At 69.6% G+C, this 25406-nt stretch carries 25 protein-coding genes; 14 read left to right on the forward strand and 11 right to left on the reverse strand.

Translation table 11 applies throughout. The features are described from left to right. Window positions 1-220: 220 nt before the first annotated feature. The gene (locus tag BRX43_RS20710; protein WP_164523500.1) at window positions 221-871 is read right to left on the reverse strand and encodes a PEPxxWA-CTERM sorting domain-containing protein; all 651 of its coding nucleotides are present in this window, start codon (window positions 869-871) and stop codon (window positions 221-223) included. Window positions 872-1210: 339 nt separating this feature from the next. Here BRX43_RS20710 and BRX43_RS02475 point away from each other — a divergent pair, with 339 nt between their 5' ends. Continuing rightward, on the forward strand, window positions 1211-2995 hold the full coding sequence (locus tag BRX43_RS02475) for an AcrB/AcrD/AcrF family protein (protein WP_241214722.1): 1785 nt from the start codon (window positions 1211-1213) through the stop codon (window positions 2993-2995). Between the two features lie 61 nt (window positions 2996-3056). Here the strand turns inward: BRX43_RS02475 and BRX43_RS02480 are convergent, their stop codons facing one another. The 6 genes from BRX43_RS02480 to BRX43_RS02505 all read right to left on the reverse strand — a co-directional run bounded on the left by BRX43_RS02480 (window position 3057) and on the right by BRX43_RS02505 (window position 6925). Continuing rightward, a complete protein-coding gene (locus tag BRX43_RS02480) occupies window positions 3057-3680 on the reverse strand; it encodes a MarC family protein (protein WP_125993263.1) in 624 nt (207 codons plus the stop codon). Window positions 3681-3711: 31 nt separating this feature from the next. Then, on the reverse strand, window positions 3712-4578 hold the full coding sequence (gene folD, locus BRX43_RS02485; protein WP_125993264.1) for a bifunctional methylenetetrahydrofolate dehydrogenase/methenyltetrahydrofolate cyclohydrolase FolD: 867 nt from the start codon (window positions 4576-4578) through the stop codon (window positions 3712-3714). Next, window positions 4575-4883 (reverse strand): DUF167 family protein, encoded by a 309-nt coding sequence (locus tag BRX43_RS02490; RefSeq protein ID WP_125993265.1) that lies wholly within the window; start codon window positions 4881-4883, stop codon window positions 4575-4577. Before BRX43_RS02490 ends, folD begins: the two co-directional genes overlap by 4 nt. 13 nt (window positions 4884-4896) lie before the next feature. Then, a complete protein-coding gene (locus tag BRX43_RS02495; protein WP_125993266.1) occupies window positions 4897-5202 on the reverse strand; it encodes a YggT family protein in 306 nt (101 codons plus the stop codon). A gap of 87 nt (window positions 5203-5289) precedes the next feature. Beyond that, entirely contained in the window at window positions 5290-6198 is a 909-nt protein-coding gene (gene argB, locus BRX43_RS02500; RefSeq protein ID WP_125993267.1) for an acetylglutamate kinase, read from the reverse strand. Window positions 6199-6256: 58 nt separating this feature from the next. Continuing rightward, the gene (locus BRX43_RS02505) at window positions 6257-6925 is read right to left on the reverse strand and encodes a queuosine precursor transporter (protein ID WP_125993268.1); all 669 of its coding nucleotides are present in this window, start codon (window positions 6923-6925) and stop codon (window positions 6257-6259) included. Between the two features lie 194 nt (window positions 6926-7119). On the opposite strand from BRX43_RS02505, the gene BRX43_RS02510 reads away from it, so the two are divergent. The 6 genes from BRX43_RS02510 to BRX43_RS02535 all read left to right on the forward strand — a co-directional run bounded on the left by BRX43_RS02510 (window position 7120) and on the right by BRX43_RS02535 (window position 12329). After that, window positions 7120-8454 carry a nucleoside transporter C-terminal domain-containing protein gene (locus tag BRX43_RS02510; protein ID WP_125993269.1) on the forward strand — a complete coding sequence of 445 codons (1335 nt, stop codon included), beginning with the start codon at window positions 7120-7122 and terminating at the stop codon, window positions 8452-8454. Window positions 8455-8674: 220 nt separating this feature from the next. Then, window positions 8675-9400 (forward strand): peptidylprolyl isomerase, encoded by a 726-nt coding sequence (locus BRX43_RS02515; RefSeq protein ID WP_125993460.1) that lies wholly within the window; start codon window positions 8675-8677, stop codon window positions 9398-9400. Next, complete coding sequence (queA, locus tag BRX43_RS02520; protein ID WP_125993270.1) at window positions 9397-10422, forward strand: tRNA preQ1(34) S-adenosylmethionine ribosyltransferase-isomerase QueA; 1026 nt, start codon at window positions 9397-9399, stop codon at window positions 10420-10422. Before BRX43_RS02515 ends, queA begins: the two co-directional genes overlap by 4 nt. Before the next feature lie 10 nt (window positions 10423-10432). Next, the gene (locus BRX43_RS02525) at window positions 10433-10966 is read left to right on the forward strand and encodes an EF-hand domain-containing protein (protein ID WP_206433073.1); all 534 of its coding nucleotides are present in this window, start codon (window positions 10433-10435) and stop codon (window positions 10964-10966) included. Beyond that, on the forward strand, window positions 10963-12105 hold the full coding sequence (gene tgt / locus BRX43_RS02530; RefSeq protein ID WP_125993271.1) for a tRNA guanosine(34) transglycosylase Tgt: 1143 nt from the start codon (window positions 10963-10965) through the stop codon (window positions 12103-12105). Before BRX43_RS02525 ends, tgt begins: the two co-directional genes overlap by 4 nt. Further along, a complete protein-coding gene (locus tag BRX43_RS02535) occupies window positions 12102-12329 on the forward strand; it encodes a hypothetical protein (protein WP_125993272.1) in 228 nt (75 codons plus the stop codon). Before tgt ends, BRX43_RS02535 begins: the two co-directional genes overlap by 4 nt. 78 nt (window positions 12330-12407) lie before the next feature. On the opposite strand, the gene BRX43_RS02540 is transcribed toward BRX43_RS02535, so the two are convergent. Continuing rightward, window positions 12408-12884 (reverse strand): YetF domain-containing protein, encoded by a 477-nt coding sequence (locus tag BRX43_RS02540; RefSeq protein ID WP_164523501.1) that lies wholly within the window; start codon window positions 12882-12884, stop codon window positions 12408-12410. Window positions 12885-13078: 194 nt separating this feature from the next. Here BRX43_RS02540 and BRX43_RS02545 point away from each other — a divergent pair, with 194 nt between their 5' ends. Beyond that, complete coding sequence (locus BRX43_RS02545) at window positions 13079-15940, forward strand: pitrilysin family protein (protein WP_125993274.1); 2862 nt, start codon at window positions 13079-13081, stop codon at window positions 15938-15940. A 161-nt stretch (window positions 15941-16101) separates the two neighbouring features. Here BRX43_RS02545 and BRX43_RS02550 read toward each other — a convergent pair whose 3' ends face one another. The 3 genes from BRX43_RS02550 to BRX43_RS02560 are packed head-to-tail and all read right to left on the reverse strand — an operon-like array spanning window position 16102 to window position 20438. Beyond that, the gene (locus tag BRX43_RS02550) at window positions 16102-17010 is read right to left on the reverse strand and encodes a flagellin (protein ID WP_125993275.1); all 909 of its coding nucleotides are present in this window, start codon (window positions 17008-17010) and stop codon (window positions 16102-16104) included. A gap of 9 nt (window positions 17011-17019) precedes the next feature. Continuing rightward, window positions 17020-19125 (reverse strand): flagellar hook-associated protein FlgK, encoded by a 2106-nt coding sequence (gene flgK / locus BRX43_RS02555; RefSeq protein WP_125993276.1) that lies wholly within the window; start codon window positions 19123-19125, stop codon window positions 17020-17022. A gap of 17 nt (window positions 19126-19142) precedes the next feature. Beyond that, window positions 19143-20438 carry a flagellar hook protein FlgE gene (locus tag BRX43_RS02560; protein WP_125993277.1) on the reverse strand — a complete coding sequence of 432 codons (1296 nt, stop codon included), beginning with the start codon at window positions 20436-20438 and terminating at the stop codon, window positions 19143-19145. Window positions 20439-20645: 207 nt separating this feature from the next. Here BRX43_RS02560 and BRX43_RS02565 point away from each other — a divergent pair, with 207 nt between their 5' ends. From BRX43_RS02565 to BRX43_RS02590, 6 genes are all read left to right on the forward strand, one after another. Beyond that, window positions 20646-21050, forward strand: coding sequence for a flagellar biosynthesis repressor FlbT (locus tag BRX43_RS02565; RefSeq protein ID WP_125993278.1), 405 nt, complete (start codon window positions 20646-20648; stop codon window positions 21048-21050). Further along, complete coding sequence (fliI, locus tag BRX43_RS02570) at window positions 21050-22402, forward strand: flagellar protein export ATPase FliI (protein ID WP_125993279.1); 1353 nt, start codon at window positions 21050-21052, stop codon at window positions 22400-22402. The genes BRX43_RS02565 and fliI overlap by 1 nt, the downstream gene beginning before the upstream one ends. Further along, the gene (locus tag BRX43_RS02575) at window positions 22399-22827 is read left to right on the forward strand and encodes a hypothetical protein (protein WP_125993280.1); all 429 of its coding nucleotides are present in this window, start codon (window positions 22399-22401) and stop codon (window positions 22825-22827) included. The genes fliI and BRX43_RS02575 overlap by 4 nt, the downstream gene beginning before the upstream one ends. Further along, a complete protein-coding gene (locus tag BRX43_RS02580) occupies window positions 22824-23771 on the forward strand; it encodes a peptidoglycan-binding protein (protein ID WP_125993281.1) in 948 nt (315 codons plus the stop codon). Before BRX43_RS02575 ends, BRX43_RS02580 begins: the two co-directional genes overlap by 4 nt. A 126-nt stretch (window positions 23772-23897) precedes the next feature. Further along, window positions 23898-24794 (forward strand): sigma-70 family RNA polymerase sigma factor, encoded by an 897-nt coding sequence (locus BRX43_RS02585; RefSeq protein WP_125993282.1) that lies wholly within the window; start codon window positions 23898-23900, stop codon window positions 24792-24794. A gap of 73 nt (window positions 24795-24867) precedes the next feature. Then, a complete protein-coding gene (locus tag BRX43_RS02590) occupies window positions 24868-25380 on the forward strand; it encodes a hypothetical protein (protein WP_125993283.1) in 513 nt (170 codons plus the stop codon). Window positions 25381-25406 lie beyond the last annotated feature (26 nt).

Genomic DNA, 25406 nt, shown 5'->3' on the forward strand with positions numbered 1-25406 from the left:
TGTCGCGCAAGTCCATCGAATACGGCTTCGCCATGCAGACCGGCCTCCTCCGCCAGCCTGCCCTTGAATCAGATCAGCGCCTCCATGGAAATCCCCATCGATTCAGCCCCACGTCATCCCGCTCTAGATGCGCGAAAGCCGCCGCTCCCCGAAGGGAACGACGACTTTCGCGCCCCATCGATCACGCGACGCCCGCCACGCGATCAATCGAGGCCGTGCTTCAGGCGAAGCTGGCGGCGGTCTTGCGACGGCGATAGCGCGCCGCGCCACCGACCATGCCGAACCCGACCAGCATCAGTGCCCAGGTCGACGGCTCGGGAACGCTGAACACGATGTTGTCGGTCTCGAGCGAGTTGGTGCCGCTGCTGAGCGTCAGGCCACCCAGCGACTCACCGGCGCCCGCAAGGAAGGTGATGCGGCGGTTGGTGCGCGGCACGTCCTGGTTGCCATTGGCGGGGACGACGAACTGCGAACCGGTATAGGTGGCGAGCACCGCACCGGTCGTGCTCAGCACGCGGATGGTGTTGAACGCATCGATCGAACCCAGGAACAGGCTGATCGACTGATAGCCCATGGCGGTGCTCCGCAACGTGGCGGCGCCGCCACCCAGGACCGACAGATAGGCCGAGCCATCGCTGAATGCCGGGCGCGCGCCGGTCGAGGCGGAATCGGCATTGCTGACGATATAGCCCGAGCCGGTCAGCGTGAAGCCGGTGGGCACGGTCGTGCCGTTGTTGAAGTCGACCACCGTCCCACCAGCCGGCGCGGCGAAGGTCGCCGTGCTGCCGAGCTGGGTGGTGAAGGACACGGCATAGGCCGGCGATGCGACAGCCGTCAGCACGGCCGCGGCAACGGCGAATTTCTTGATCATGACAACCCCTTTCATGCGGTGCCCCCGAGCCTCTCCGGACCCCCCGGTCGTCGTCGGTGCAACGCTGCCCTAATGGAGTTTCAGATGTAGAAGTTTCTGAATAATTCGTAAATTCCAAATGGTTCCATGGCCTTGCTCAAATTCGGCACAGAAGATCAAACCGGGCTAACCCATGTCATGAGAAACCTTCTTGCCATTGGCGCGTGCCCTCCGGCGCGGAAACCGATGATCATCATGGCCGGGCGATTCACGGGCCGGCCCTGCCCCATTGCCGGTGGCGTGCGCCGCCACTAAGCGCTCGGCTTTGCCGCTCGCGCGGCGTCAGGGAAGGACGGATAGGTGATCGCAACCGGTTCGACGGGATTGCGCCGCGATGTGGAGCAGCGCTGGGTCGCGCTGGTCCTGATCGCCTGGCTGGCGGTCGCCGCCTGGTTCCTGCATGAGCGCTGGACCGCGATCCGCTGGCTGTCGCTCGGCGATACCGACGACAATATGCGGCTGATGCAGGTCCGCGCCTGGCTGGATGGCCAGGGCTGGTACGACCTGCGCCAGTATCGGATGAACCCACCCGCCGGCTTCGACATCCATTGGAGCCGCATCGTCGACCTGCCGATCGCCGGGCTGATCCTGTTCTTCCGCCTGTTCGTGTCGCCAAGCTGGGCGGAGCGGCTGGCATGCGGCCTTGCCCCGCTGCTGCCGCTGTCGGTGGTGATGCTGGCGCTGGCCGCCACGGCCCGCCGCCTGGTCGCGCCGGTTGCCTGGCCGTTGGCGCTGATCGTGCTGGTGTCGAGTTGCGGCGCGACGATGCTGATGTTCATGCCGGAGCGGATCGACCATCATAACTGGCAGCTTGCCTGTCTGGCGGTGACCGTGGCCGGGCTGAGCGACTCGCGCCAGGGGCGGGGCGGGTTGCAGGTCGGACTGGCAAGCGCGGTGTCGCTGTCGATCGGGCTGGAGATGCTGCCCTATGCCGCCATGGCCGGTGCGATCATCACGCTACGCTGGATCTGGACGCCCGGCGAGGCGAAGCGGCTGGCCGTCTATGCGCTGACGCTGGGCGGCGGCGGCGGGCTCGGCTTCCTGCTCTTCGCGTCCTATGCCAATCGCGTGATGCGCTGCGACGCCTTGACCCCGGTATGGCTGAGCGTGCTGGTGGTGGCCGGCGCGCTGCTGCTGGCGATGGCGCTGTGGTCGCCGCGATCGCTGGCGGTCCGGCTGGGGATGGCGGTGGCGGCGGGCGCGGTGATCGCGATCGGCTTCGCGCTCCTCTTCCCGCAATGCCTGGGGCGGCCCGAGCAGGTCAGCCCCGAACTGGCGCGGACCTGGCTGGACAATGTCCGGGAAGCCAAGCCGCTCTACAAGCACCCGTTCCGCGTCGCCTTCCCGATCGCGACGCTGCCGCTGATCGGGCTGATCGGCGCACTGGTCGCCGCCTGGCGGGCGCGTCGCCAGCCGAGCGCGGTGGGCTGGACCGCAGTGGCGCTGTTCACCAGCTTCGCGGTCGCGATGCTCGCCTGGCAGGCGCGCGCGGGACCGGCGGCGCAGATGCTGGCGGTGCCGGGCGCGGTGGCGCTGGCGGCGATGATCCTGCCCTGGCTCCTCAACCACCGCTCGCCGCTGGTGCGGGTCGGCGGGCCGGTGGCGGCGTTCGTGGTGCTGACCGGCATGTTCGCCGGGCTGGCGGTCAAGTGGCTGCCGATCGACCGGCCGAGCGCCTATACGCGCCGCGTCAACGCAGCGACGGGCGAATGCATGCGGACCTCGCGCCTGCTGACGCTGAACCGGATGCCGGCGGCGACCGTCTTCACCTTCGTCGACCTGGGCCCGCGCCTCATCACCATCACCCATCACGACGCCATCGCAGGCCCCTATCATCGCAATGGCGACGCGATCCTGGACGTGCAGCACGCCTTTGGCCGCGGCCCGGCGGCGGCGCGGGCGATCATGAAGCGGCATGGCGCGACGATGTTGCTGGTCTGCCCGAACATGGCCGAGGCGACCATCTATCGCGCGCGCAATCCCGGCGGCTTCTACGACCGGCTGGCGCATGGCGCGACGTTCGACTGGCTGACGCCGGTGCCGCTGGTCAAGGGTTCGCCCTATCGGATGTTCCGGATCTCCTGATCCGCCGCCGCCATGCACCACCCCCGCCTGCGCCGGGGTGGTGCGCGCGGGTCGGAAATGTCTACCCGCGCAACGTGACGGTGATCCCGTCGATCACGAACTGCACGGCGAGCGCCGCCAGCAGGACGCCGAGCAGACGGGTGATGACCGCTTCGATCTTCGCACCCAGCACCCGCATGATCGGGCCGGCGGCGAGCAGCGCGACCAGCGTCAGCAGCAGGATCGTCGCCATCGCGGCGAGCACCACCAGCGACCGCTCCAGCCCCTCGTTGCGGCCCATCAGCAGCATGACCGAGGCGATCGAGCCCGGCCCCGCGATCATCGGCATCGCCATGGGGAAGATCGAGACATCCTCGACCTCGTGATCGGCCACCACCTTGGCGGCGCGATCCTCGCGGCGCTGGGTGCGCTTCTCGAACACCATTTCCAACGCGATCAGGAACAGCATGATGCCGCCGGCGATGCGGAAGCTCGACAGGCTGATGCCCAGGCCCCGCAACAGCGCCTCGCCGAACAGCGCGAAGACGAACAGGATCAGCGACGCCACGCCGACCGCGCGCACCGCCATCGCCCGCTTCACGGTCGCGGTCGCGCCCGCCGACAGGCCGGCATAGATGGGCGCGCAGCCCGGCGGATCGATCACCACGAAGAAGGTGATGAGCGACGAGACGAACAGCTCGATCATGCCGCCCGCGCCCCGGCCAGGCCAAGGCGGCTCACAGCGGGAAGGCCACGCCGTCGCGGCGGCAGGCGGCCTCCAGCGTGTTGCGGAGCAGGCAGGCGATGGTCATCGGCCCCACCCCGCCCGGCACCGGCGTGATCGCGCCCGCGACCGCCACGGCACCGGCGAAGTCGACATCGCCGACCAGCCCGGTCTCGGTCCGGTTGATGCCGACATCGATCACGGTCGCCCCCGGCTTGATCCAGTCGCCCCGGATCATCCGCGGGATGCCGACCGCCGCGACGACGATATCGGCGGCGCGCAGCCGGGCGGGCAGGTCGCGGGTGCGGCTGTGCGCGATCGTCACCGTGCAGCTTTCGCCGAGCAGCAATTGCGCCATCGGCTTGCCGACGATGTTGGAGCGGCCGACCACCACCGCGTCCAGGCCGGACAGGCTGGGATGGACCGACTTGAGCAGCATCAGGCAGCCGAGCGGCGTGCACGGCACCAGCGCCGGCAGGCCGGTCGCCAGCCGCCCGGCATTGGCGGGGTGGAAGCCGTCGACGTCCTTGTTCGGGTCGATCGCGGCAATCACCGCCTGCGCGTCCATCTGCGGCGGCAGCGGCAGCTGGACGAGGATGCCGTCGATCGCCGGATCGGCGTTCAGCTCGGCCACCAGCGCCATCAGCGCCGCCTGTTCGGCATCGGCGGGCAGGCGATGCTCGACGCTGACCATGCCGGCCGCGACCGTCGCCTTGCCCTTGGAGCGGACATAGACGGAGGACGCCGCATCCTCGCCGACCAGCACCACGGCGAGCCCCGGCGCACGGCCGGTCTGCGCCTGGAACGTGGCGACTCCCTCTGCCACTTGGGAACGCAGGGTGGCGGCCACGGCCTTGCCGTCGATGATGCTAGCGGTCATGGCGCCGCCTCATAAAGCGCCGCCGCGCGTTCCGCCAGCATCTGCGGGTCGCCGGCGACGTGCAGCCGTTTGACCCGCGCCGTCTCGCCGCTGTGGATCGTCACCGCGCCGCGCGCCACCGCGAAATGCCGGGCGGCCAGGGCACGAACCGCGTCGTTGGCGGAGCCATCGGTCGGCGCGGTGGCGACGCGGACGGCGAAATGCTCGGGCGCCCCCACCCCCCAGGCATCGCGCCCGCCGCGCGGCGTGACCCGGACCGACACCAGCAATCCGTCCTTCGCCGCGCGCCACGGGCGCCCGGTCATCCCGCCGGCCGGATCAGACGGTCGGGCCGTAGACATAGCTGGCCGCGATATTGGGCAGCACGATGCTCGACAGGATGTAGATCAGCAGCAGCACGATCAGCGGCGACAGGTCGAGCGCGCCGAAATCGGGCAGGATGCGGCGGATCGGGCGATAGAGCGGCTCGGTGATGCGCTGCAGCGCGTTCCACACCGACCGGACGAAGTCGTTATAGGTGTTGATGATGTTGAACGCGATCAGCCACGACAGGATCGCCTGGATGACGATCACCCACCATAGGAGGTTGAGCAGCAACTGGACGATCTGAAGGACAGCAAGCAAGGCAGGAACTCCGGTGGCTAGACCTGATCTATAGGAAGCCCGCGGCCCGGAAAGAACCCCTTGGGCCTCCTTCCCGCCCCGCCGGCCTCAGCGCCCCCTGGCGCTGACCAGCGTTCCTGCACCCTGACGGGTAAAGATTTCGAGCAGCATCGCGTGCGGGATGCGCCCGTCCAGGATCACCGCCGCATCGACGCCCGACTGCACCGCCGCGACGCAGGTCTGCACCTTGGGGATCATGCCGCCGGTGATGGTGCCGTCCTGTTGCAGGCGCAGTACGTCGGCGGGCGACAGGTCGCTCATCAGGTCGCCCCCCTTGTCGAGCACGCCGGCCACGTCGGTAAGGAGGAAGAAGCGCGACGCCCCCATCGCCGAGGCGATCGCGCCGGCCATGGTATCGGCGTTGATGTTGTACGTCTGGCCATCCGCGCCGATGCCGACCGGGGCAACGACCGGAATGATGTCGGCCGCCGACAGCGTGTCGAGGATGCGGCGGTCGACCGCCACCGGCTCGCCGACAAAGCCCAGGTCGACATGCCGCTCGATGCCCTGGAGCGGATCGGGATCGCGGACGCCGACCTTCTCCGCCAGCACCAGCCCGGCATCCTTGCCCGACAGGCCGACCGCGCGGCCGCCCGCCTGGCCGATCCAGCCGACGATATCCTTGTTGATCGATCCGGCCAGGACCATCTCGGCGATCTTGGCGGTTTCCGCGTCGGTCACGCGAAGGCCGTTGACGAACTGCGATTCGACGCCCAGCCGCTTGAGCATCGACCCGATCTGCGGGCCGCCGCCATGCACCACCACCGGGTTGATGCCGACCTGCTTCAGCAGCACGACATCCTCGGCGAAATCGCGCTGCAATTCGGGGTCGCCCATGGCGTGGCCGCCATATTTCACCACGAAGGTCTTGCCGGCATAACGCTGCAGATAGGGCAGCGCCTCGGTCAGCGTTTCCGCCTTGGCGAGCAGGGCGGAGTCGGGGCGGTGATAGGTCATGCGCGCGCCTATAGGGTCGCGCGGGTTGCTAGGCCAGACCCCCGAACCGCGCCGATGGTCAGGCGCGGTCCAGCCGCTTGCCCAGCGCCACGAACAGATAGATGGCCGGCGGCACCAGCACGCCCGACAGCACCACCTTGGCCAGCATCTGGCCCAGCAGCAGCTCGCCGATCGGGAAGACGCCGGCAAAGGCGATGGTGACGAACAACAGCGTGTCGACCACCTGGCTCAACATGCTGGCCAGGCCGGCGCGCAGCCACAACAGGGTCGAACCCTCGCGCCCCTTCAGCCAGGAGAAGATGGTGACGTTCAGCGTCTGCGAGATGCCATAGCCGACGATGCCGCCCAGCCAGATGCGCCAGGTGCCGCCCAGGATCAGCTGGATCGCGTCGCGGTTGACCGGCTGCATCTCCGGCGAGGCGGGCAGCGCATGAACCACCAGCGACAGGAGGACGGAGACGATCAGCGGCACGAAGCCGACCTGCACCAGCCGGTTGGCGGTGTGGCGGCCATGCAGTTCGGCGACCGCGCTGGAGGTGACGACCAGCAGCAGGAAGGCGAAGATGCCCGCCTCCACCGCCAGCGGCCCCAGCGCCACCTGCTTGTTGCCGAGCACGCCGGCGATGCACACCATGCCGCCATAGAAGACCGAAAAGGCGAACAGCGAACGGGATACGCCGCGTTCCGCGGGAATTGGGGAACGGGTGTGAGTGGGGGCGGAGTCCATCGCGGAGTGCTAGCGAACCGGCCGCGCCTGCACAATCGGCTGTTCTCCGTGCCGAAATTATGATTTGAACCGCCGGATGGGCGGAACCCCCGCGGTTCCGGGGATGGGATGCGGGCGCGGTGTGCCCGCGCAAGAAGGAATGACGGCGTGGCTTTCGGATGGGACGGCGCAATGGTCTGCGGAGCTTTGCGCTGATGGAACGACTGTTGATCGGGATCGCGGGCATCGCCGTGATCCTGGGAATCGCCGTGCTGCTGTCGACCGACCGGCGCGCAATCCGGCTGCGCGTGGTGGGCTCCGCCTTCGCGCTCCAGGCCCTGATCGCGGTGGTGGTGCTCTATTGGGGACCGGGCCGCGCGGCGCTGGCGACCGCATCGGGCGGCGTCGCGGCGCTGCTCGGCTATTCGCAGCGCGGCACGGAGTTCCTGTTCGGCAACCTCGCCAACCCGGCAGTGGGGGGACAGAGCTTCGCGATCGCGGCGCTGCCGGTCATCATCTTCTTCGCCAGCCTGGTGTCGATCCTCTATTATCTGGGGGTGATGCAGCTGATCGTCCGCTGGGTCGGCGGCGCGATCGAGTGGGTGGTCGGCACCTCCAAGGTCGAATCGCTGTGCGCGGCGGCGAACATCTTCGTCGGCCAGAGCGAATCGCCGCTCGTCATCCGCCCCTATCTGGCCGGCCTGACGCCGCCGCAGCTGTTCACGGTGATGACCAGCGGCATGGCGGGCGTGGCGGGCACGATCCTGGCGGCCTATGCCTCGATGGGCATCCGCATCGAATATCTGCTGGCGGCCAGCTTCATGGCCGCGCCGGGCGGCATCCTGATGGCCAAGATCATCATGCCCGACCGCAGCGTCGCGCCCGAGGGCGAGCTGCCGCTGGGCGACCTGCCCGACGAGACGCGCCAGATCGAACTCGCCGAGACCCGGATGAGCGGCGCGGGCCCCGCCTCCTTGCCCAGCGAGGCGATCCCCGGCGAGCCCCTGCCCGAGGCGACGCATGACGAGGAAAAGCCCGCCAACCTGATCATGGCGGCGGCGCAGGGTGCGCAGACCGGCGTGCGGCTGGCGGTGGCGGTGGGCGCGATGGTGCTCGCCTTCGTCGCGCTGGTCGCGCTCGCCAACGGCCTGCTCGGCAGTCTCGGCGGGCTGATCGGCCTGCCCGGCCTCAGCTTCCAGGCGCTGCTCGGCTATGTCTTCCAGCCGGTGATGGTGCTGCTCAACGTGCCGTGGAACGAGGCGGGGATCGCCGGCGGCCTGTTCGGCGAAAAGATCGTGCTGAACGAGTTCGTCGCCTATATCGATCTCGGCAAGCAGGCGGCGCTGCTGTCGCCGCGCACCGTCGCGGTCATCACCTTCGCGCTGTGCGGCTTCGCCAACTTCTCCTCGATCGCGATCCAGATGGCGGTGACGGGCAGCCTGGCCCCCAACCAGCGGCCGATGATCGCCCGGCTCGGCCTGCGCGCGCTGGCGGCGGGGAGCCTCGCCAACCTGATGTCGGCGGCGCTGGCGGGGTTGCTGATCGGTTAGGATGTGCCGGAGCCCAGGGCCGGGCAAGGAACGCCTGATGGTGCGTGCAACCATGGGTTCCGGCCTCCGCAGGGGCACGATCAGGCCACACGATGCCGCATTTTGGCCGCCCTCGCCGGCTAGGGCGGCATTTTACAGCCCGTGGGCACGGCGATGTTCAGTTTGGCGCAAGCCGGCAATTGCTCTACAGCCCGCGCCGATTACCCAAGAGTGGATGTCCATGCGCCTTTTCGCCGGTCTGTTTGCGTTCGCCGCCTGCCTCGCCGCTCCCGCCCTGGCGCAGGATGCTCCTGCCGCCACGACGCGCGTGGCACCGCCTGCGATCACCGACACGCAGAATCTCTGGCTGCTCGACCTGTCGACCGGTGGCCGGGTCACCATCTGGCTGCGGCCCGATGTCGCGCCGAACATGGTGGAGCGGATCAAGACGCTGACCCGCCAGCATTTCTATGACGGCCTCACCTTTCACCGGGTGATCGACGGCTTCATGGCGCAGGGCGGCGACCCCAAGGGCGACGGCACCGGTGGGTCGACGCTGCCCAATGTGAAGGCGGAGTTCAATTACCTGCCGCACGTGCGCGGCGCGGTGTCGGCGGCCCGCGCCGACGATAACGACAGCGCCAACAGCCAGTTCTTCATCGTCTTCCAGCCGCGTCTCGCGCTCGACAAGAAGTACACGGTGTTCGGCCGGGTGATCGACGGGATGCAATATGTCGACGCGATCGAACGGGGCGAGCCGCCGCAGAATCCGAGCCGCATCGTCCATGCCTATATCGCCGCCGACAATCCGCCGGCCTATGTCCCCGCGCCGCCGCCCGCCCCCGCCGCGCTCGGCGCGCCGGTGACGCTGCCCGGCACCGGTCCCGGCGCCGGCGCCCCCGCCGGCAAGGCGCTGCCGAAGCGCGCGCCCGCCACGGCCCCCCGCAAGGCTGCGCCCGCCCGTTGAACGTCGACCTGTTCGATTTCGCGCTGCCGCCCGAGCGGATCGCGCTGCACCCCGCCGCCCCGCGCGACACGGCGCGGATGCTGGTGCTCGACGGCGAGGCGACGCTCGATCGCTCGGTCGGCGACCTGCCGCAGGCGCTGCGTGCCGGCGACTGCCTGGTCTTCAACGACACGCGCGTGATCCCGGCGCAGCTGGAGGGTCGGCGCGGCGAGGCCCGCATCGCCGCCACGCTCCACAAGCGCGAGGGGCCGCGCCGCTGGCGCGCCTTCGTCAAGGGGGCGAAGCGGCTGCGCGACGGCGACCGGATCGACTTCGGCGCGGGCGTCGAGGCGACCAGCACGGCGCGCGGCGAGGATGGCAGCTGGCTGCTCGACTTCGCCGGCGACGAGCCGGTCGAGCTGCTGCTGGAGCGCGCCGGGCGGATGCCGCTGCCCCCCTATATCGCCGCCAAGCGCGGGATCGAGGCGCGCGACGCCGAGGATTACCAGACCATGTTCGCCGCCGATCCGGGCGCGGTCGCCGCGCCCACCGCGGCGCTGCACTTCACGCCCCGGCTGCTGGACGCGCTGACGGCGGCGGAGATCGGGCATGAGACGCTGACGCTGCATGTCGGGGCGGGCACCTTCCTGCCGGTGAAGGCCGAGGACACGGCCGATCACAAGATGCATGCCGAATGGGGCCGGATCGACGCCGCCGTCGCCGATCGGCTGAACGCGGTGCGCGCGAAGGGCGGCCGGGTGATCGCGGTCGGCACCACCTCGCTCCGCCTGCTGGAGAGTGCGTGCCGGGAAGACGGCGTGATCGCGCCCTTTGCCGGCGATACCGCGATCTTCATCACCCCCGGCTATCGCTTCCGCGCGATCGACGGGCTGATGACCAATTTCCACCTGCCGCGCTCGACGCTGTTCATGCTGGTCTCGGCGCTGATGGGGCGCGAGCGGATGCAGGCCGCCTATGCCCATGCCATCGCGCAGGGCTATCGCTTCTATTCCTATGGCGACGCGTCGCTGCTGATTCCCTGAAGGGTCCGCCATGCTGTTCCTCGCCCTGCTGCTCCAGGCCCCGGCGTCCCTTCCCAGCCCCCCGCCCCAGGACGCGCCCGAGATCCGCGTCACCGCGCCGGGCAAGGCGTTCGGCCAGACGCCCGCGACCCTGGTGGTCGAGCCGGTCGGCATGTTCCTGGCCGCCTGCGACGCGGACGGCGATGCCGAGACGACCCGCAACGAGATGCAGGACTGCGTCGCGCGCAGCTTCGCGGCGTTCGACACGGGCCAGACCGGGCAGCTCCGCTACTTTCCCTTCGCCGACTGGGCGGAGCGCTATCTGGGCGATCGCAACGCGCTGCCCAGCCCCTTCGACGTCGATCGCGACGGCGACAACCAGGTCTCGCTCGACGAGCTCCAGGCGCATTTCTCGCGCCTGTTCACCCGGTTCGACCGCAACACAGACGGCGCGCTCAGCCGCGCCGAGCTGCTGACGATCCGCACCACCGCGGCCGATGCCAACGGCCCCGTCCCAGACCCCGCCGCGCGGGGCCCTCGCAAGGAGCGGCGCGACCGCCGATGAGCCGGTTCACCTTCACGATTGCCACCACCGATGGCCGCGCGCGTACCGGCGCCATCGCGATGGAGCGCGGCACGATCCGCACCCCCGCCTTCATGCCGGTCGGCACCGCCGCCACCGTCAAGGCGATGAAGCCCGCCGACGTCGCCGCCTCGGGCGCGGACATATTGCTCGGCAACACCTATCACCTGATGCTACGGCCGGGGGCGGAGCGGGTCCACCGGCTGGGCGGGCTGCACGGCTTCATGGGCTGGGACAAGCCGATCCTGACCGACAGCGGCGGCTATCAGGTGATGAGCCTCGCCGACCTGACCAAGCGGTCCGAAGAAGGCGTCGCCTTCAAGTCGCATCTCGACGGCACGCGCCACCTGCTCAGCCCCGAGCGGTCGATCGAGATCCAGCGGCTGCTCGGCTCCAACATCGTCATGGCGTTCGACGAACTGGTGCCGACCACCTCGACGCGCGAGGTGCAGGCGGCGGCGATGGAACGCTCGATGCGCTGGGCGAAGCGGTCGCGCGACGCGTTCGACGGCGGCGGCGACCATGCCGAACACAATGCCATTTTCGGCATCCAGCAGGGCGCGCTGGACGAGGGATTGCGCAAGGCGTCGGCCGATGCGCTGATCGAGATCGGCTTCGACGGCTATGCGGTCGGCGGCCTGGCGGTCGGCGAGGGGCAGGAGGCGATGTTCGGCTGTCTCGACTTCGCGCCGAACCAGCTGCCCGCTGACAAGCCGCGCTACCTGATGGGCGTCGGCAAGCCGACCGATATCGTCGGCGCGGTGGAGCGCGGCATCGACATGTTCGACTGCGTGATGCCGACGCGCTCGGGCCGGACGGGCCAGGCCTTCACCCGCACCGGCCCGCTCAACCTGCGCAACGCCCGCCACGGCGAGGACCAGGGGCCGCTCGACCCGACCTGCTCCTGCCCGGTCTGCGCGACCTGGAGCCGGGCCTATATCCACCATCTCGTGCGTTCGGGCGAGATATTGGGCGCGATGCTGATGACCGAGCATAATATCTGGTTCTATGAAACGCTGATGGCCGATCTGCGCGCGGCGATCGCCGAGGGCCGGCTGACCCGTTTCGCGACCGATTTCCGTGCGCTGTACGACGGCGCCGCCAAAGGAGAGACCGCATGACCGACACGACCGACCAGCCCAACGAAATCCTCGCCGCCGCCGCCGAGGTGAAGGCGCAGGCCGAGGCCGCCGCCGAAACGGTCGCCGCCAAGGCGCGCAACTGGCCGCTCGCCAAGATCGGCCTGGGCGTCGGCATCGGCTCGGCCGCCGTCGCGGCGGCGGTGCTCTATGCGCAGTCGAGCGGCAAGTCGTCCGACCGCAAGGGGTCGAAGCACAAGGGCTGACCGGGCTTTGGGGAGGGGCGCGCATCCGTCGTGCGGGCCCCTTCGCGAGATGGAGTGCCCACGCCCGCGTGGTCAAACCTAGGCGGCATCCTGCTTCTTGATGACGCTCACCTCGCCATCTCCTTCCATGACGATGCGCTCGACCTGGCTGAGATCGTCAACGCCGCCCTCCTCTCGCAGCTGCTGCATCAGCTCCTCGCGGCTCATCAGCGCTTTGCGCATGTTCTTCCACTGCAGCCGGCCGTCCTCGAACAGGATCATGGGCGGGGCCGCCGTCAGAAAGGCGAATCGCTTGAACCGGAAGCTGGCCCAGTTGAGCAGCCAGCTCCAGAACAGGATCGTCAGGACGAACACCGCGCTTTCGGTGATCGACTGCGCGTCGCCGCTGAACGCGGGCTGAGCGCCATCGACGACCGCGACGACGACCAGAATGTCGGCGATGTTCACCTGACCGCCCTCGCGCTTGAGCAGGAAGCGCATGACGAGGAACAGGAACAGGTACATGATCGTGCCGCGCGCCATCACCTCCAACAGCGACAGCTCCGGCTTAAACATCGCCGACCAATCGGGCATCGCGCTCTCCAATCGATCGCCCAACGTTCGAAATGCGACGATTGCCCCTCCCCGTGTCGCGCCGCGGGCGGCGCCGCACGGCGCGGCGAATGTCGGCGACCGGCCCGATCCCGCTGGACGGCGGACGCCGATGATATAAGGTTCCCGGCGCGACTTCCCTGTTCCCGGAGCTTTGAATGCGTCTGATCCGTGCCGGCCTGCTGCTGAGCGCCGCGCTGCTGCCCGCCCCTCTGCTGGCCCAGGCGGCCGCGCCCCAGGCCGCGCCGAACACGGCCACGAGCACCGCCAGCGTCGCGCCGCTCAACTTCACCGAGCGCACGCTGCCCAACGGCCTGCGCGTCTATGCGCTGCGCGACACCTCGACGCCGAACGTCTCGGTGCAGGTCTGGTACGATGTCGGGTCCAAGGACGATCCCAAGGGCCGCTCGGGCTTCGCGCACATGTTCGAGCATCTGATGTTCAAGGCGACGCGCAACCTGATGCCGGAGCAGATGGACCGGCTGACCGAGGATGTCGGCGGCTACAACAACGCCTCCACCAACGACGACTATACCAATTATTTCGAGGTGGTGCCCGCCAACCACCTGCAACGCCTGTTGTTCGCGGAGGCGGACCGGATGGCCAGCCTGGTCGTCGAGCCGGTCAGCTTCGCCTCCGAACGCGACGTGGTGAAGGAGGAACTGCGCCAGCGCACGCTCGCCCAGCCCTATGGCAAGCTGTTCTCCATCTATTATCCGGAAGTGTCCTACACCGCGCATCCCTATGCGCGGCCCGGCATCGGCAGCCTGGAGGAGCTTCAGTCCGCCGGGATCGACGATGTCCGCGCCTTCCACGCCACCTATTACCGGCCGGACAATGCGGTGCTGGTGGTGTCGGGCAATTTCGATCCCGCGCAGCTCGACCGCTGGGTCGACCAGTATTTCGCGCCGATCGCCAAGCCCGGCTATCCGATCCCCCGCGTGACCGTCGCCGAGCCGGCCCGCACCGCGCCGGTCACGCGCACCGTCTATGAGGCGAACACGCCGCTGCCCGCCGTGCTGATGAGCTGGCATGTCCCCGCCGACCGCGATCCGGACATCGCGGCGCTGTCGGTGCTGAACGCGGTACTGGCGACAGGCGAAAGCTCGCGCCTCTATGAGAGCCTGGTCTATCGCGACCAGATCGCGCAATCGGCCGAGACCTTCTTCGACACCAAGCAGGGCACCGGTAACCTCGTCGCCTATGCGATCCTCGCCGGCGGCAAGACGGTGGCGCAGGGCGAGGCGGCGCTGATGCGCGAGATCGCGCGTCTGCGCGACGCGCCCGTCTCGGCCGCCGAACTGGCGGAGGCGAAGAACCAGATCCTGACCGGCGCGATCCGCGCGCGCGAGACGGCGGAGGGCAAGGCGTCGACCCTCGCCTCCTCGGTCATCATCGATGGCGATCCGCGCGCCGCCGACCGCCAGCTCGCCGCGATCCAGCGGGTCACCGCCGCCGATGTGCAGCGCGTCGCGCGCCGCTATCTGAATGCGGCGCAGGCGGCGACGATCCGCTACCTGCCCGCCGAGCAGAAGCCGGCGAACGCCGCCGCCGATCCGGTGACCATCGCCCCGACGGTACAGGTCGCCGCGCTCAAGGCCCCGGCCGATATCCCCGTCTTCACCCCCGCGCCCGAGGGCCAGCGCATCCAGCCGCCAGCCCCCGCCGCGCCCGTCGCCGCCGACCTTCCCCGGCCGGTCGAGACGCGGCTGGCCAATGGCCTGCGTGTCATCACCGTCGAGCGGCACGACCTGCCGCTGGTCACCGCGTCGCTGGTCGCGACCGGCGGCGCCGCGACCGATCCGGCGCGCGCGGCGGGCGCGTCCAGCCTGTCGGCGGCGCTGATGACCAAGGGCACCGCCACCCGCTCCGCCACCGAGATCGCGCGCGCGGTCGAGTCGCTGGGCGGCGCGATCGAAAGCGATGCCAGCCGCGACGGCGCGTCGGTCGACCTGACGGTGAAGTCGGACCAGATCGATCCGGCGATGACCATCCTGGCCGACGTCGCGCAGCATCCCGCCTATGCGCCCGAGGAAATCGAGCGCGCCCGCGCCCAGGCGATCGACGGCATCACCGTCGCGTACAAGAACCCGGCGCAGCTTGCCGGGCTGGTGGCGGGCCGCGCGGTGTTCGGCGACCGGCCCTATGGCACGCCGCTGGAGGGGACGCCCGCCTCGCTCAAGGCCCTGACCCGGCAGGACCTGACCGCCGCCTATGCGCGGACCTGGGCCCCGTCCCGCTCCGCGCTGATCCTGGTCGGCGACATCACCCCGGCCAAGGCTCAGGCCCTGGCGCAGCGGCAGTTCGGCGGCTGGACCGTGCCGACCCCCGGCGCTTCGGCCGCCGCCGCCGCGGAGGCCGGCTTTCCGGCGCCGCGCGTGATCGTGGTCGACATGCCCGGCGCGGGCCAGGCCGGCGTGGTCGTGGCGCGCCCCGCGATCGCGCGGGCCGATCCGCGCTATTATCCGCTGGCGGTCGCCAATACCGTGCTGGGCGGCGGCTTCTCGTCGCGCCTGAATCAGGAAATCCGCATCAAGCGCGGCCTGGCCTATGGCGCGGGCAGCAGCCTGTCGGCCGGTCGCCGGCCGGGCGCGATCGCGGCGCGCACCCAGACCAAGAACGAGACGGCCGCCGAGGTCGTGTCGCTGATCGCTGCCGAGATGCAGCGCATGGGCCAGGCGCCCGTGCCGCCGAGCGAGCTGGACACGCGCAAGGCGGTGCTGGTCGGCAATTTCGGCCGCACCGTGGAGACGACCGACGGCATCGCCGGGCTGATCGGCGGCTATGTCGTGCAGGCGCTGCCGCTGACCGAGCTGGGCCGCTACACCGCCGAGGTGCAGGGCGTCGATCCGGCGGCGGTGCAGTCGGCGGCGGCGGCGTTGCTCGACCCCAAGGCAGCGAGCATCGTCGTGGTGGGTGATGCCAAGCAGTTCCTGGAGCCGCTGCGCAAGGCCTATCCCAAGGTGGAGGTGGTGCCGGCCGCCTCGCTCGACCTGGATCGCGCGACGTTGACGAAATAGGCGAGGCTCCATTCCCGAAGCGCATCGACGTTGCCCATGTCCACGAGACCCGGCATCGTCATCACGAGCGTGGCGGAGCGGTTCAAGGCGTCCGGAGCGGGCGCCGGATCGCTTCGCTACGCGCGCAGCGCCGGATCGGAATCGCCGAAGACCAAATCGGATCAGCGGATATAATCGGTCAGGCTGAGCTTCGAGACTTGGCTGAACACCGAATAGCTGGCCTTCAGCACCTGTTGCTGCTGGTCCAGTTCGGTGGACAATTGCGCGTAATCGGCATCTTCCGCATCGGCGATCACGCCCTTGAGCAGCGTGCTGCGTTCCGCGGCCCGCGTGCCGAGCGATTCGAGCAGCGCCTGTTTGCGGCCGTTTTCGCCGTCGATCGACCGCACGCCGGACAGGGCCTTCTGGATCTGCTCCGCCGCGCTCTGCATCGCCGCCTTCTGCGCCGCCGTCGGCGTGCTGCCGATATCGCCGGCCTCCGCCAGGGTACGGAACGCCTGGAGCAGGTCGCCGCCGAGTTCCCGCGCCGACACGCCGTATGTCACGTCGATCGCGTCGCCGACCCGCGCCGAGGCGCGCACGCCGTCATCGGCGAAGGCGGTGGCGGTCGTGGCGCCGACCGTATCGGCCAGCGTCACCGGCTTGAAGGGCGTGCCCTGGGTCTGGCTGCCGGCGAACAGCGCCACTTCGCCGTCACTGGCATTGAGCGCGTTGCGGACCTGCTGAAACGCACCGGCGATCGCGCCCTGCACGCCGGTGCCGTCTCCGGTCCCCGCCGCGGTCAGCAACGCCGTGCGCAGGCTGGTCACCGACTCGTCGATGGCACCGATATTGGTGGCGTAGAGCGACAACGTCGTGCCGAGCTGCGACGCCGCCTTGCCTTGCGCCTCCTGCCGGGCGAGCATGTTGCGCGTCGAGAGCGAGCGGACCGCATCGCTGCCGAGGCCGGCGAGGTCGGGCGCTTTCTTGCCCGAGCTGAGCTTGGTGATCACGTCGTTCAGCTTGCCGGTGGCGCGGGCCATGCCGGCGGCCTGCGCCTGCTGAAGCGGAATGGTGGCGATACGGGTCATGACCGATCCTTATTTGATGGTGCCGAGCAGCGAGTCGAACATCTGGTTCGCGACGCTGATCAGCCGGGCGGAGGCGGAGTAGCTGTTCTGGAGCACGACGAGCTGGCCCAGTTCCTCGTCCAGGTTGACGCCCGAGAAGCTGTCGCGCCGGGCGGCGGCGTCGTTGCGGCGATCGCCGGTTTCCTCGGCGCGCTCCTTGGCGCGGCTGGCGGTGCCCGCCGTCTCGCCCAGCACCCTGGTGGCGAGCTGCTGGACGCTGGTGGTGCCGTCCCGCCCGAGCTCGGTCGCGGCCGAGAGGGCGTTGATGACATCGCTCGCACCCGAGCGGTCGCCGACGCCCAGCGCCTTCTGCCCGACCGAGGCGGCCTGTAGCCGGGCCAGCGGCACGCGGGTGGCGTCGGCCGTCATGATGCGGCTGATGCTGGCGCCGGCCAGCCCCGCCTCATGGCCGCCGAACCCGGCCATGGCCGAGAAGCCCAGGCCGGTCGTGCCACGGGTGGTGGTATCCCGCCGGATCGACACCTCGGCACCGCCATTGGTGCTGCTGGCGCTGAACCGGATGCGGCCGCCATCGTCGAGCGAGAAGGCACCGTATCGCGCCAGCGGACTGGCGTTCAGTTCGGTCACCAGGTCGCCGACCTTGGCCCCGGCGCTGCCGGTCAGGCTGTAGGTCGCCGCGACCCGTCCGTTGGAGTCGCGGACCGCCATCTCCACGGTCGCGCCGGCCGAGAAGTTCAGCCCGTGTGCGTCGCTCGCCACGAAGCCGGAGGGGACGAGCGGCGCGGTCTTGCTGCGCACCACGTCGTTCAGCCCGAAATAGTGCGAGAAGCCGACGCCGCCGCGCGCGCTGGGGTTGCTGCCGTCCTGCGCGACCACCACGCCGTTGGTGCTGCCCGCCGCCGTGATCGACAAGCTGCCATTGGTGAAACTGGCGGTGGCCGCTCCGCCCAATCCGGCATTGATCGCGGCGATCGCGTCATCGACGGTCGACAGGCCGGACAGGTCGATCGTGGACTGACCGACCAGCGTACCGTCGCGCGCGGTGACCGCCACGGTGATGCCGCCGCCGAACCCCAGCCGGTCGCTGCCGGACAGCAAGGTCGGCCGCCCCTCCAGCCGATTGGGCGCGGGCACGGCCGTACCGGCGTTGCTGGCGGCGTTCAGCGCCTTGGCGAGGCCGGTAAAGACCGAGCCCAGCCGCTCGGCGAAATCGGGCAGTTGCCGGTCGCGCAGGTCGATCAACCCGCCCAGCTTGCCGCCGAGCTGCGGCCCGTCCAGCGTCTCGCCCGTGGCGGCGCCGGATACGCCCTTCTCGTCGGCGAAATGCACCGTGATCGCCGGATAGCCCGAGGTCATGGTCGCCGAGCCGTTGCTGTCATAGCTCAACTGGCGTGGCAGCTTGTCGAGCAGCGTCGCGCCGCCCTTGGTCGCGATGGTGATGCGGCCATTGGGCAGGCGCTGCGTGTCGATGCCGATCAGCCCCGACAATTCCTCAATCGCCGTGGTCCGCCGGTCGGCCGCGCCGGCCGAACTCTGCCCCAGCGCCTCGGCCCGGGAAATATCGTCGTTCAGGCCGTGCAGCGTCTGGAGCAGCGTGTTGATCCGCCGCACCGTCTGCCCGGTATCCTGGTCCACCTCGCTCCGCATCGCCTCGACATCGCTGCCGATCGACTGCATCGTCGCGACCGTATCGGCGATCGCCCCCATCATGGCCGCGGCCGCCTGCGTGCCGGCGGTGGTACCGCCGGTCGTGCCGCCGAGCGCGGTGGTGGTGGCGATGATCGCCTGCAACCGGCCCGGCAGCGCGGTCTCCGATCCCGGCGATCCGAGCAGCGCCTGCAGGCGTTGCAGATAGTCGGAGGCGGTGGCCGCCGCGCCCGCATCGCTCGCGCGGCCAAGGACCACATCCTCCAGGTAGCGGTCGGCGACCCGGGCGGGTTCGCCGACCAGCACGCCGTTGGTCCGGCCGCCGGCCACGCCGGTCTGCTGCGACACTCTTTCGCGCGCATAGCCGGTCGTGTTGACGTTGGCGATGTTGTTGGACGCGGTGCGGATGCCGGCCTGCGCCGCGTTGAGGCCCGACAGGGCCGATGACAGGATCTGACTGAGCGACACCGCGTCCGTTCCTTATCTTAGCGCTTCAGGTTGCTGACTTCCTGGAGCATGTCGTCCACCGTGGTGATGATCTTCGACGAGGCGCTGTAGGCGCGCTGGAAGCGGATCATGTCGGTGAACTCCTTGCCCAGGTCGGAGGTCGATGCCTCCAGCGAGAAGGCGGAGATGGTGCCGCCGCCCTCGCCGGGCGCGACGATCTTGAAGTCGCCCGACTGGCTGGAGGTGGCGAAGCCGTTGCCCGAGGTGCGGGTCATGCCGTCCGGATTGGGCACGGTCGCGATCGGCAGCTTGAACACGGCGCGCGACGTGCCATCCTCGAACTTGGCGCTGACGATGCCGTCGGTGGACACCTCGATCGATGCGATCGTCCCCAATTTGCCGCCATTGACGGTCGGCGTCGCAGTGAACGGCGTGTCATAGGAGGTGAAGCCATTGACGCCGCCATTGTCGCCGAAGTTGAGCGCGATCGGCGATGCGGCCGCGCCGTTCGTCCAGCTCGGCGTGATCGATCCGAACAGCGCGGCGCTGCTGCCGGCCTTGTCCAGGCTGCCGTCCGCGTTGAACTTGATCGTGCCGCTGGCCAGCACGCCGCCGCCGGCCGTCACCTCGCTGGCCGGCGAGGCATAGATCTCGCCCTTCCACGTGTTCACCCCGGTGCGGATCACCGCCAGGTTCACACGATGCGACACGCCCTGCGCGTCGGTCACGTCCATCGGCCGGGTGAATGCCGGCGCCACCGCGCCCGACGCCAGGTCGCCGGCATTGTAGGTGCCGGTATAGGCCGTGGTGGTGGTCGGGAAATTCGCCTTCATCGCGATGGTGGTGGTCGCGCTGGCCGTCCCCTGCAGGTCGTTGAGCTTGACCGCTTCCAGGCCGCTCATCGTGCCGGTGTTGGTATAGCCGCCGGTCGGCGACAGGCGCCATCCCTGAAGATAGGCGCCCGAGGTGTTGACCAGATAGCCCTGCTTGTTCGGCACGAACGAGCCGGCGCGGGTCAGCGACACGGCGCTGTTCGCGTCCGAACCGGTGCGCGTGACGAAGAAACCGTTGCCGTTGATCGACAGGTCGGTCGAGTTGCTCGACGGCGTGGGCAGACCGGCCTTGGAGATCAGCGAATGGGCCACGGCCTTGACGCCGCCGGCGACATAGGTCGCGCCCGCGCGCCCCTCGCCCACCATCGTGCTGAACTGGGTCTCGGTGGCCTTGTAGCCGACCGTGTTGATGTTGGTGATGTTGTCGGCGACGGTCGCCATCGCGCTGCTCTGCGCGTTGAGGCCGGACACGCCGGCCGACAGGGCGGAATAAAGACTCACTTGTGCGTCTCCTATGCGGGACAGGACGGGGGACAGCGGCGGGCCGATGCCCGTCTTAACCGATTATAGAGGGACGCGGTCGCGGCCGGTCGCCACCGGGCCGGATTTGCCGCCCCGCCAGAAAGTGACGGCAAAAATTGCCGGGCCGCGCCCGAACCTGCCGATACGGTTCCTATAAGATGCCCATCACATGAATGGAGCCGATCGATGACCCTGCGGATTGCGTTGCGCGATGGCGAGAAGATGATCGTGAACGGCGCGGTCCTTCGAGCCCGAGGCCGCACTGAATTGCTGATCGAAAATCAGGTGTCGCTGCTGCGCGCGCGCGAGGTGATGCACCCCGATCAGGCCACGACGCCGGCCCGTCGGCTCTACCTGGCCACCATGTTCGCCTATATCGACGAACCCAATCGCGCCAACCACCAGAACCAGGTGGTCGACCTGCTCGCCGATCTGATGAGCGTGTTCGAACGCCCGGCGGCCCGCGCGGCCTGCCTGGAATTCGCCCGGTTCGTCGCCACCAACGACTTCTACCGCGCGCTCGGCGCCTGCCGGGTGCTGATCGACCATGAAACGGCGGTGTTCGCCCACATCCAGGGGGAGGCCGCCTGATGCGCCCGGACAGCTCCTTCGCGATGGCCGCGGCCTCCCTGCGCGACATGCCGCGCGAGGATCGCTACGGCATGGTCGTCTCGGTGCGCGGCGCGCTGATCGAGGTCGCCGGCCTGACCGGCGCCGCCGCGATCGGATCGCGCCTGCGCATCGCCCATGACAAGGGCACGCTGGAAGCGGAAGTCACCGGCCTGGAAGGCGATCTGTGCCAGTGCCTGCCGTTCAGCGACCCCTATGGCATCGCCACCGGCGCGCGCGCGGTGCTGGCCGCCGGCCAGTTCAACGTCCGCCCCGACGTGACCTGGCTGGGCCGCATGGTCGATGGCCTGGGCCGTCCGGTCGACGGTCGCGGCATCCTGCCCTCGGGGCTCGTCGCCCGGCCGATCCGCGCCGCGCCGCCCCCGGCCGCCGAGCGCGCCCGGGTCGGCGCCAAGCTGGAGACCGGCGTACGCGCGCTCGACGTGTTCGCGCCGCTCTGCACCGGGCAGCGACTGGGCCTGTTCGCGGGTTCGGGCGTCGGCAAGTCGGTGCTGCTGTCGATGCTGGCGCGCTGGACCAAGTGCGACGTGGCCGTCATCGGCCTGATCGGCGAGCGCGGTCGCGAGGTGCAGGAATTCGTCGAGGACGATCTGGGACCGGAGGGTCTCGCCCGCAGCGTCGTGGTCGTCGCGACCAGCGACGAGCCGGCGCTGATGCGCCGCCAGGCCGCCTGGACGACGATGGCGATCGCCGAGCATTTCCGCGACCAGGGGCTGAACGTCTTGTGCCTGATGGACTCGGTCACCCGCTTCGCCATGGCGCAGCGCGAGATCGGCCTGGCCAGCGGCGAACCGCCCGCGACCAAGGGCTATACGCCGACCGTCTTCGCCGAACTGCCGCGCCTGCTGGAGCGTGCCGGCCCCGGCCGCGCCGGCCAGGGATCGATCACCGGCGTCTTCACCGTGCTGGTCGATGGCGACGATCATAACGAGCCGGTCGCCGACGCGGTGCGCGGCATCCTGGACGGTCACGTCGTGATCAGCCGCAAGATCGCCGAGCGTGGCCGCTATCCGGCGATCGACGTGCTCAAGTCGGTCTCGCGCACCCTACCGCACTGCCACGACGCCGCCGAGAACGAGACCCGCCTCGCCGCGCGCCGCATGTTGTCGACCTTCGGCGACATGGAGGAGATGGTGCAGCTCGGCGTCTACAAGCCCGGCTCCAATGCAGAGGTCGACACCGCGATCCGGCTGGCGCCGACGATCGAGGGGCTGTTGAAGCAGGGCAAGCAGGATCGCGGCCGCGCCGATGAGATCTTCGCCGACCTGAACGCCCTGATCGAGGGGGCTCGGACGCTGGAGGATGCGGCGTGAAGACGCCCTATGACACCGCGCTGCGCGTGACCGATCGCCAGCTCGACCAGGTGCGCGCGGCGATCGGCCAGGCCATCGACGAACTGCAACGCGTCGAGCTGGCGCAGCGCGAGATCGATGCCGCGATGCGCCGCGAAAGCGTCGCGTCCGGCAGCGACCATCGCATGTTGACCGAGCATTTCTTCGTGCGCGCCCGCGCCGACCGCCAGCGCCTGCGCGAGCGGCGGGCGCTGGCCCATGCCCAGCTGGAGGAACTGCGTCGCCAGGCGGTGGACTGCTATGGCTCGCGCACCGCGATCGAGAATGCCGCCGGCACCTTCCGCGAGGAAGCGGTGCGCCTCGAGGCCAATGCCGAACAGATGGCGAATGACGACCGGGTCGGCGCGCGTGCCGGGCGGTTCCGCCGTACCAGTCCGCGACCGTGATCGACCGCCTCGCCTTCCAGGCGCTGCCGCCGGCGCGGCGCGCGGCGCTGATCTATGGCGAGGCGCAGGCGGAAATGTCGCAGCGCCTGTGGCGCGCCGCGCTCGGGCCGACCGGTCGCTCCGACCAGGAGGATGGCGGCCGCCTGCCCTCGTTCGACAGCGACACGCGCCGCGCCAATCTCGATTCCCTCCTCGCACTGTTGGGCGAGTCCGCCCCATCGCCGGCCGCGCCGAGTGCGCCCGCGAAGCCGGCGGTCCACGCATCGTCACCGACGACGGCCTCGGTCGAGGTCGATGGGCTCGGCCCCAACCAGATCCATGCCCCCGCGCTGCGCACCGCCGCCGCACGCACCGGGATTCCCGCCACCGCGCTGGCCGCGATCGTCGATGCCGAGGCGGGCAAGGATTCGTCCGGCCGCTGGCAGACCCTGTCGCGCAACCCGCGCTCCAGCGCCGCCGGCCTAGGCCAGTTCCTCAGCCGCACCTGGGAAGGCATGGCCGAGACGCAGGGCACCTGGCTGAACGCCCTCGCCAGCGCCAATGGCTGGCTGGGCGGGAACGGTCAGGTGCTGGCCAGCGCACGCGCCAATATCCTCGCGCTCCGTTACGATCCCACCGCCGCGATCAATGGCATCGCCGATTATGCCCGCCGCAATCTCGACGGGCTGGAGCGGGCCGGCGTCAATATCGATGGCGCCGAATCGGGCACCGCGCGACTGGCCTATCTGGCGCATCACCTGGGCCTGGGCGACGCGATCCGCTTCCTGCGCCATGGCGGGCTCGACGAGCATCGCGCCCGCACCCTGCTCCACGCGCAGGTCGGCAGCGGCGACAGCGGCCGGCGAATCGCCCAGGCGGGCACCGCCACCGCCGCGCATCGCAACTGGCTGCTCGGCTATGTCGATCATCACATCGACGCGGGCCGCTTCGCGCGAACCCTCTGAGAAGCGCCACCGTCCATTATAGGATCGAGAACAAGTCCTAATGGATTTATACAGGATGTTAACCATTTCGCTTCACTAAGGTCCTCGTACGGAGCGAACGTCGCTCCTGGGTTTGGGGAACCTGCAATGTCCAAGATCACCGCCGCTCTGGAAGCCGCCGTCGCTACCGTGATCGCCGCCACGCCCGCCGAGGGCGAGCGCCAGACGAACCGGCAGCGCGTTGAATCCGAGCGCGCCTTCGCGACCATCCTGAAGCTGATCGCGCCCCGCATCCGCCACTTCATCCGCCAATACGGCCTTCTCGCCCATTGGGAGGATGCCGAGCAGGTCTGCGCGATCGGCGTCCACCGCGCGATCCAGGCCTACAACCCGGAAAAGGCGCAGTTCACCACCTTCGTGAACTGGCAGATCCGCGGCGAGCTGCAGGGCCTGCGCTTCCGCCTGATGACCGACCAGCGCCCCTCGGCGAAGCGCGTCGCCGCGACCACCGTGTCGCTCCACGCCGTCTCGACGACCGGAGAGGGCGAGGAGAACAGCCTGGAATCGATGCTGCTCGACGAGGAATCGCTGGAGCGGACCGAATCGGGTGCTTCCTCCTATATGGCCGACACCACGCGGACCCGCCTGGTCAGCGAATATGTCGAGCATCTGCGCACCGTCGGCATGGACCAGCTCAAGCGCCGCGCCCGCACCCGCGCCCCGGCCGCCGGCACCACCACCGGCCCGCGCCTCCGCTCGGACCTCTATCCGGTCGACCCCACCGAGGTCCGCGCGCTGGAGGAGCGGATCGCGACCCATCGCGAGGCGATCGAACGCCGCCTCAGCCTGAGCGAAGAGGAAAACGCCGTCTCCATGATCGACGACGCGGCGCGCGAACGCTCGCGCCAAGTCGCCAAGCGGGCGGCGGTGGCGATCGCCGAACTGGCCCAGCGCACGCCGCGTTTCGCCGATGGCCTGCGCAGCCCGGCCCTGCCCGCCCGCCCGCGCGCCATCGCCAAGCCCGCCGACGCCGCCGCACGCTGATCCCGTGTCGCTGCGTCGCCGTCCGACCGTAATTCCCGCAACCTACGCCCTGAAACGGCGCAACGCTCCTAGAATGAAGAAGTATCTGGAGAGCGTATCGATGATGGGCGACAATTTGGTGGACAAGCGCATCGCTCCGTTGATGGCGCTGGTCGACACCGACTTCCAGCAAGCCGCCGGCGACCTGATCGTCGTGGCGCGTGGCCTGCTCTCGCTCAGCGATGCCGCCCTGCTCGCGCGAACCCCGGACGGCCGGCTGACGCTATGGACGTCGGACTCGCGCATCTGCCTCGACCGGGCCCGCGTCCTGACCGGCGATCCGGTGCTGCGCCCCGCCGTCGTCGCTTTCGACCTGGCCGCTCGCCAGTTGCTCGCCCGCCTCGCCACCGCGCCCGCCATGGGCGCCGCCGTCACCCTGGTCACCGACGGTACCGGGCTGACCCTGACCCATGACCGGCCGACCAGCGATCCCGCCTGGCTGTTCGACCTGGCCGGCTGCGACGGCCATGCCCTGCCCGTGCTGCCGATGGCGACCGACGGCATCTGGCCGATGCTGGCGGCGATGGATCGCCCCACCGTCCACTAACCATATTGCTTCCCATCTATCGGAAG

The organism is Sphingomonas sp. S-NIH.Pt15_0812 (assembly GCF_003951315.1).
Lineage (GTDB): Bacteria > Pseudomonadota > Alphaproteobacteria > Sphingomonadales > Sphingomonadaceae > Sphingomonas.

Excerpts from the sequence above, each read along its gene's own strand:
- BRX43_RS20710 (WP_164523500.1), bottom strand. The coding sequence starts at position 871 with ATGATCAAGAAATTCGCCGTTGCCGCGGCCGTGCTGACGGCTGTCGCA.
- BRX43_RS02480 (WP_125993263.1), bottom strand. The coding sequence starts at position 3,680 with ATGATCGAGCTGTTCGTCTCGTCGCTCATCACCTTCTTCGTGGTGATC.
- folD (WP_125993264.1), bottom strand. The coding sequence starts at position 4,578 with ATGACCGCTAGCATCATCGACGGCAAGGCCGTGGCCGCCACCCTGCGT.
- BRX43_RS02490 (WP_125993265.1), bottom strand. The coding sequence starts at position 4,883 with ATGACCGGGCGCCCGTGGCGCGCGGCGAAGGACGGATTGCTGGTGTCG.
- argB (WP_125993267.1), bottom strand. The coding sequence starts at position 6,198 with ATGACCTATCACCGCCCCGACTCCGCCCTGCTCGCCAAGGCGGAAACG.
- BRX43_RS02505 (WP_125993268.1), bottom strand. The coding sequence starts at position 6,925 with ATGGACTCCGCCCCCACTCACACCCGTTCCCCAATTCCCGCGGAACGC.
- BRX43_RS02510 (WP_125993269.1), top strand. The coding sequence starts at position 7,120 with ATGGAACGACTGTTGATCGGGATCGCGGGCATCGCCGTGATCCTGGGA.
- BRX43_RS02515 (WP_125993460.1), top strand. The coding sequence starts at position 8,675 with ATGCGCCTTTTCGCCGGTCTGTTTGCGTTCGCCGCCTGCCTCGCCGCT.
- BRX43_RS02525 (WP_206433073.1), top strand. The coding sequence starts at position 10,433 with ATGCTGTTCCTCGCCCTGCTGCTCCAGGCCCCGGCGTCCCTTCCCAGC.
- tgt (WP_125993271.1), top strand. The coding sequence starts at position 10,963 with ATGAGCCGGTTCACCTTCACGATTGCCACCACCGATGGCCGCGCGCGT.
- BRX43_RS02535 (WP_125993272.1), top strand. The coding sequence starts at position 12,102 with ATGACCGACACGACCGACCAGCCCAACGAAATCCTCGCCGCCGCCGCC.
- BRX43_RS02540 (WP_164523501.1), bottom strand. The coding sequence starts at position 12,884 with ATGTTTAAGCCGGAGCTGTCGCTGTTGGAGGTGATGGCGCGCGGCACG.
- BRX43_RS02545 (WP_125993274.1), top strand. The coding sequence starts at position 13,079 with ATGCGTCTGATCCGTGCCGGCCTGCTGCTGAGCGCCGCGCTGCTGCCC.
- BRX43_RS02550 (WP_125993275.1), bottom strand. The coding sequence starts at position 17,010 with ATGACCCGTATCGCCACCATTCCGCTTCAGCAGGCGCAGGCCGCCGGC.
- BRX43_RS02565 (WP_125993278.1), top strand. The coding sequence starts at position 20,646 with ATGACCCTGCGGATTGCGTTGCGCGATGGCGAGAAGATGATCGTGAAC.
- fliI (WP_125993279.1), top strand. The coding sequence starts at position 21,050 with ATGCGCCCGGACAGCTCCTTCGCGATGGCCGCGGCCTCCCTGCGCGAC.
- BRX43_RS02585 (WP_125993282.1), top strand. The coding sequence starts at position 23,898 with ATGTCCAAGATCACCGCCGCTCTGGAAGCCGCCGTCGCTACCGTGATC.
- BRX43_RS02590 (WP_125993283.1), top strand. The coding sequence starts at position 24,868 with ATGAAGAAGTATCTGGAGAGCGTATCGATGATGGGCGACAATTTGGTG.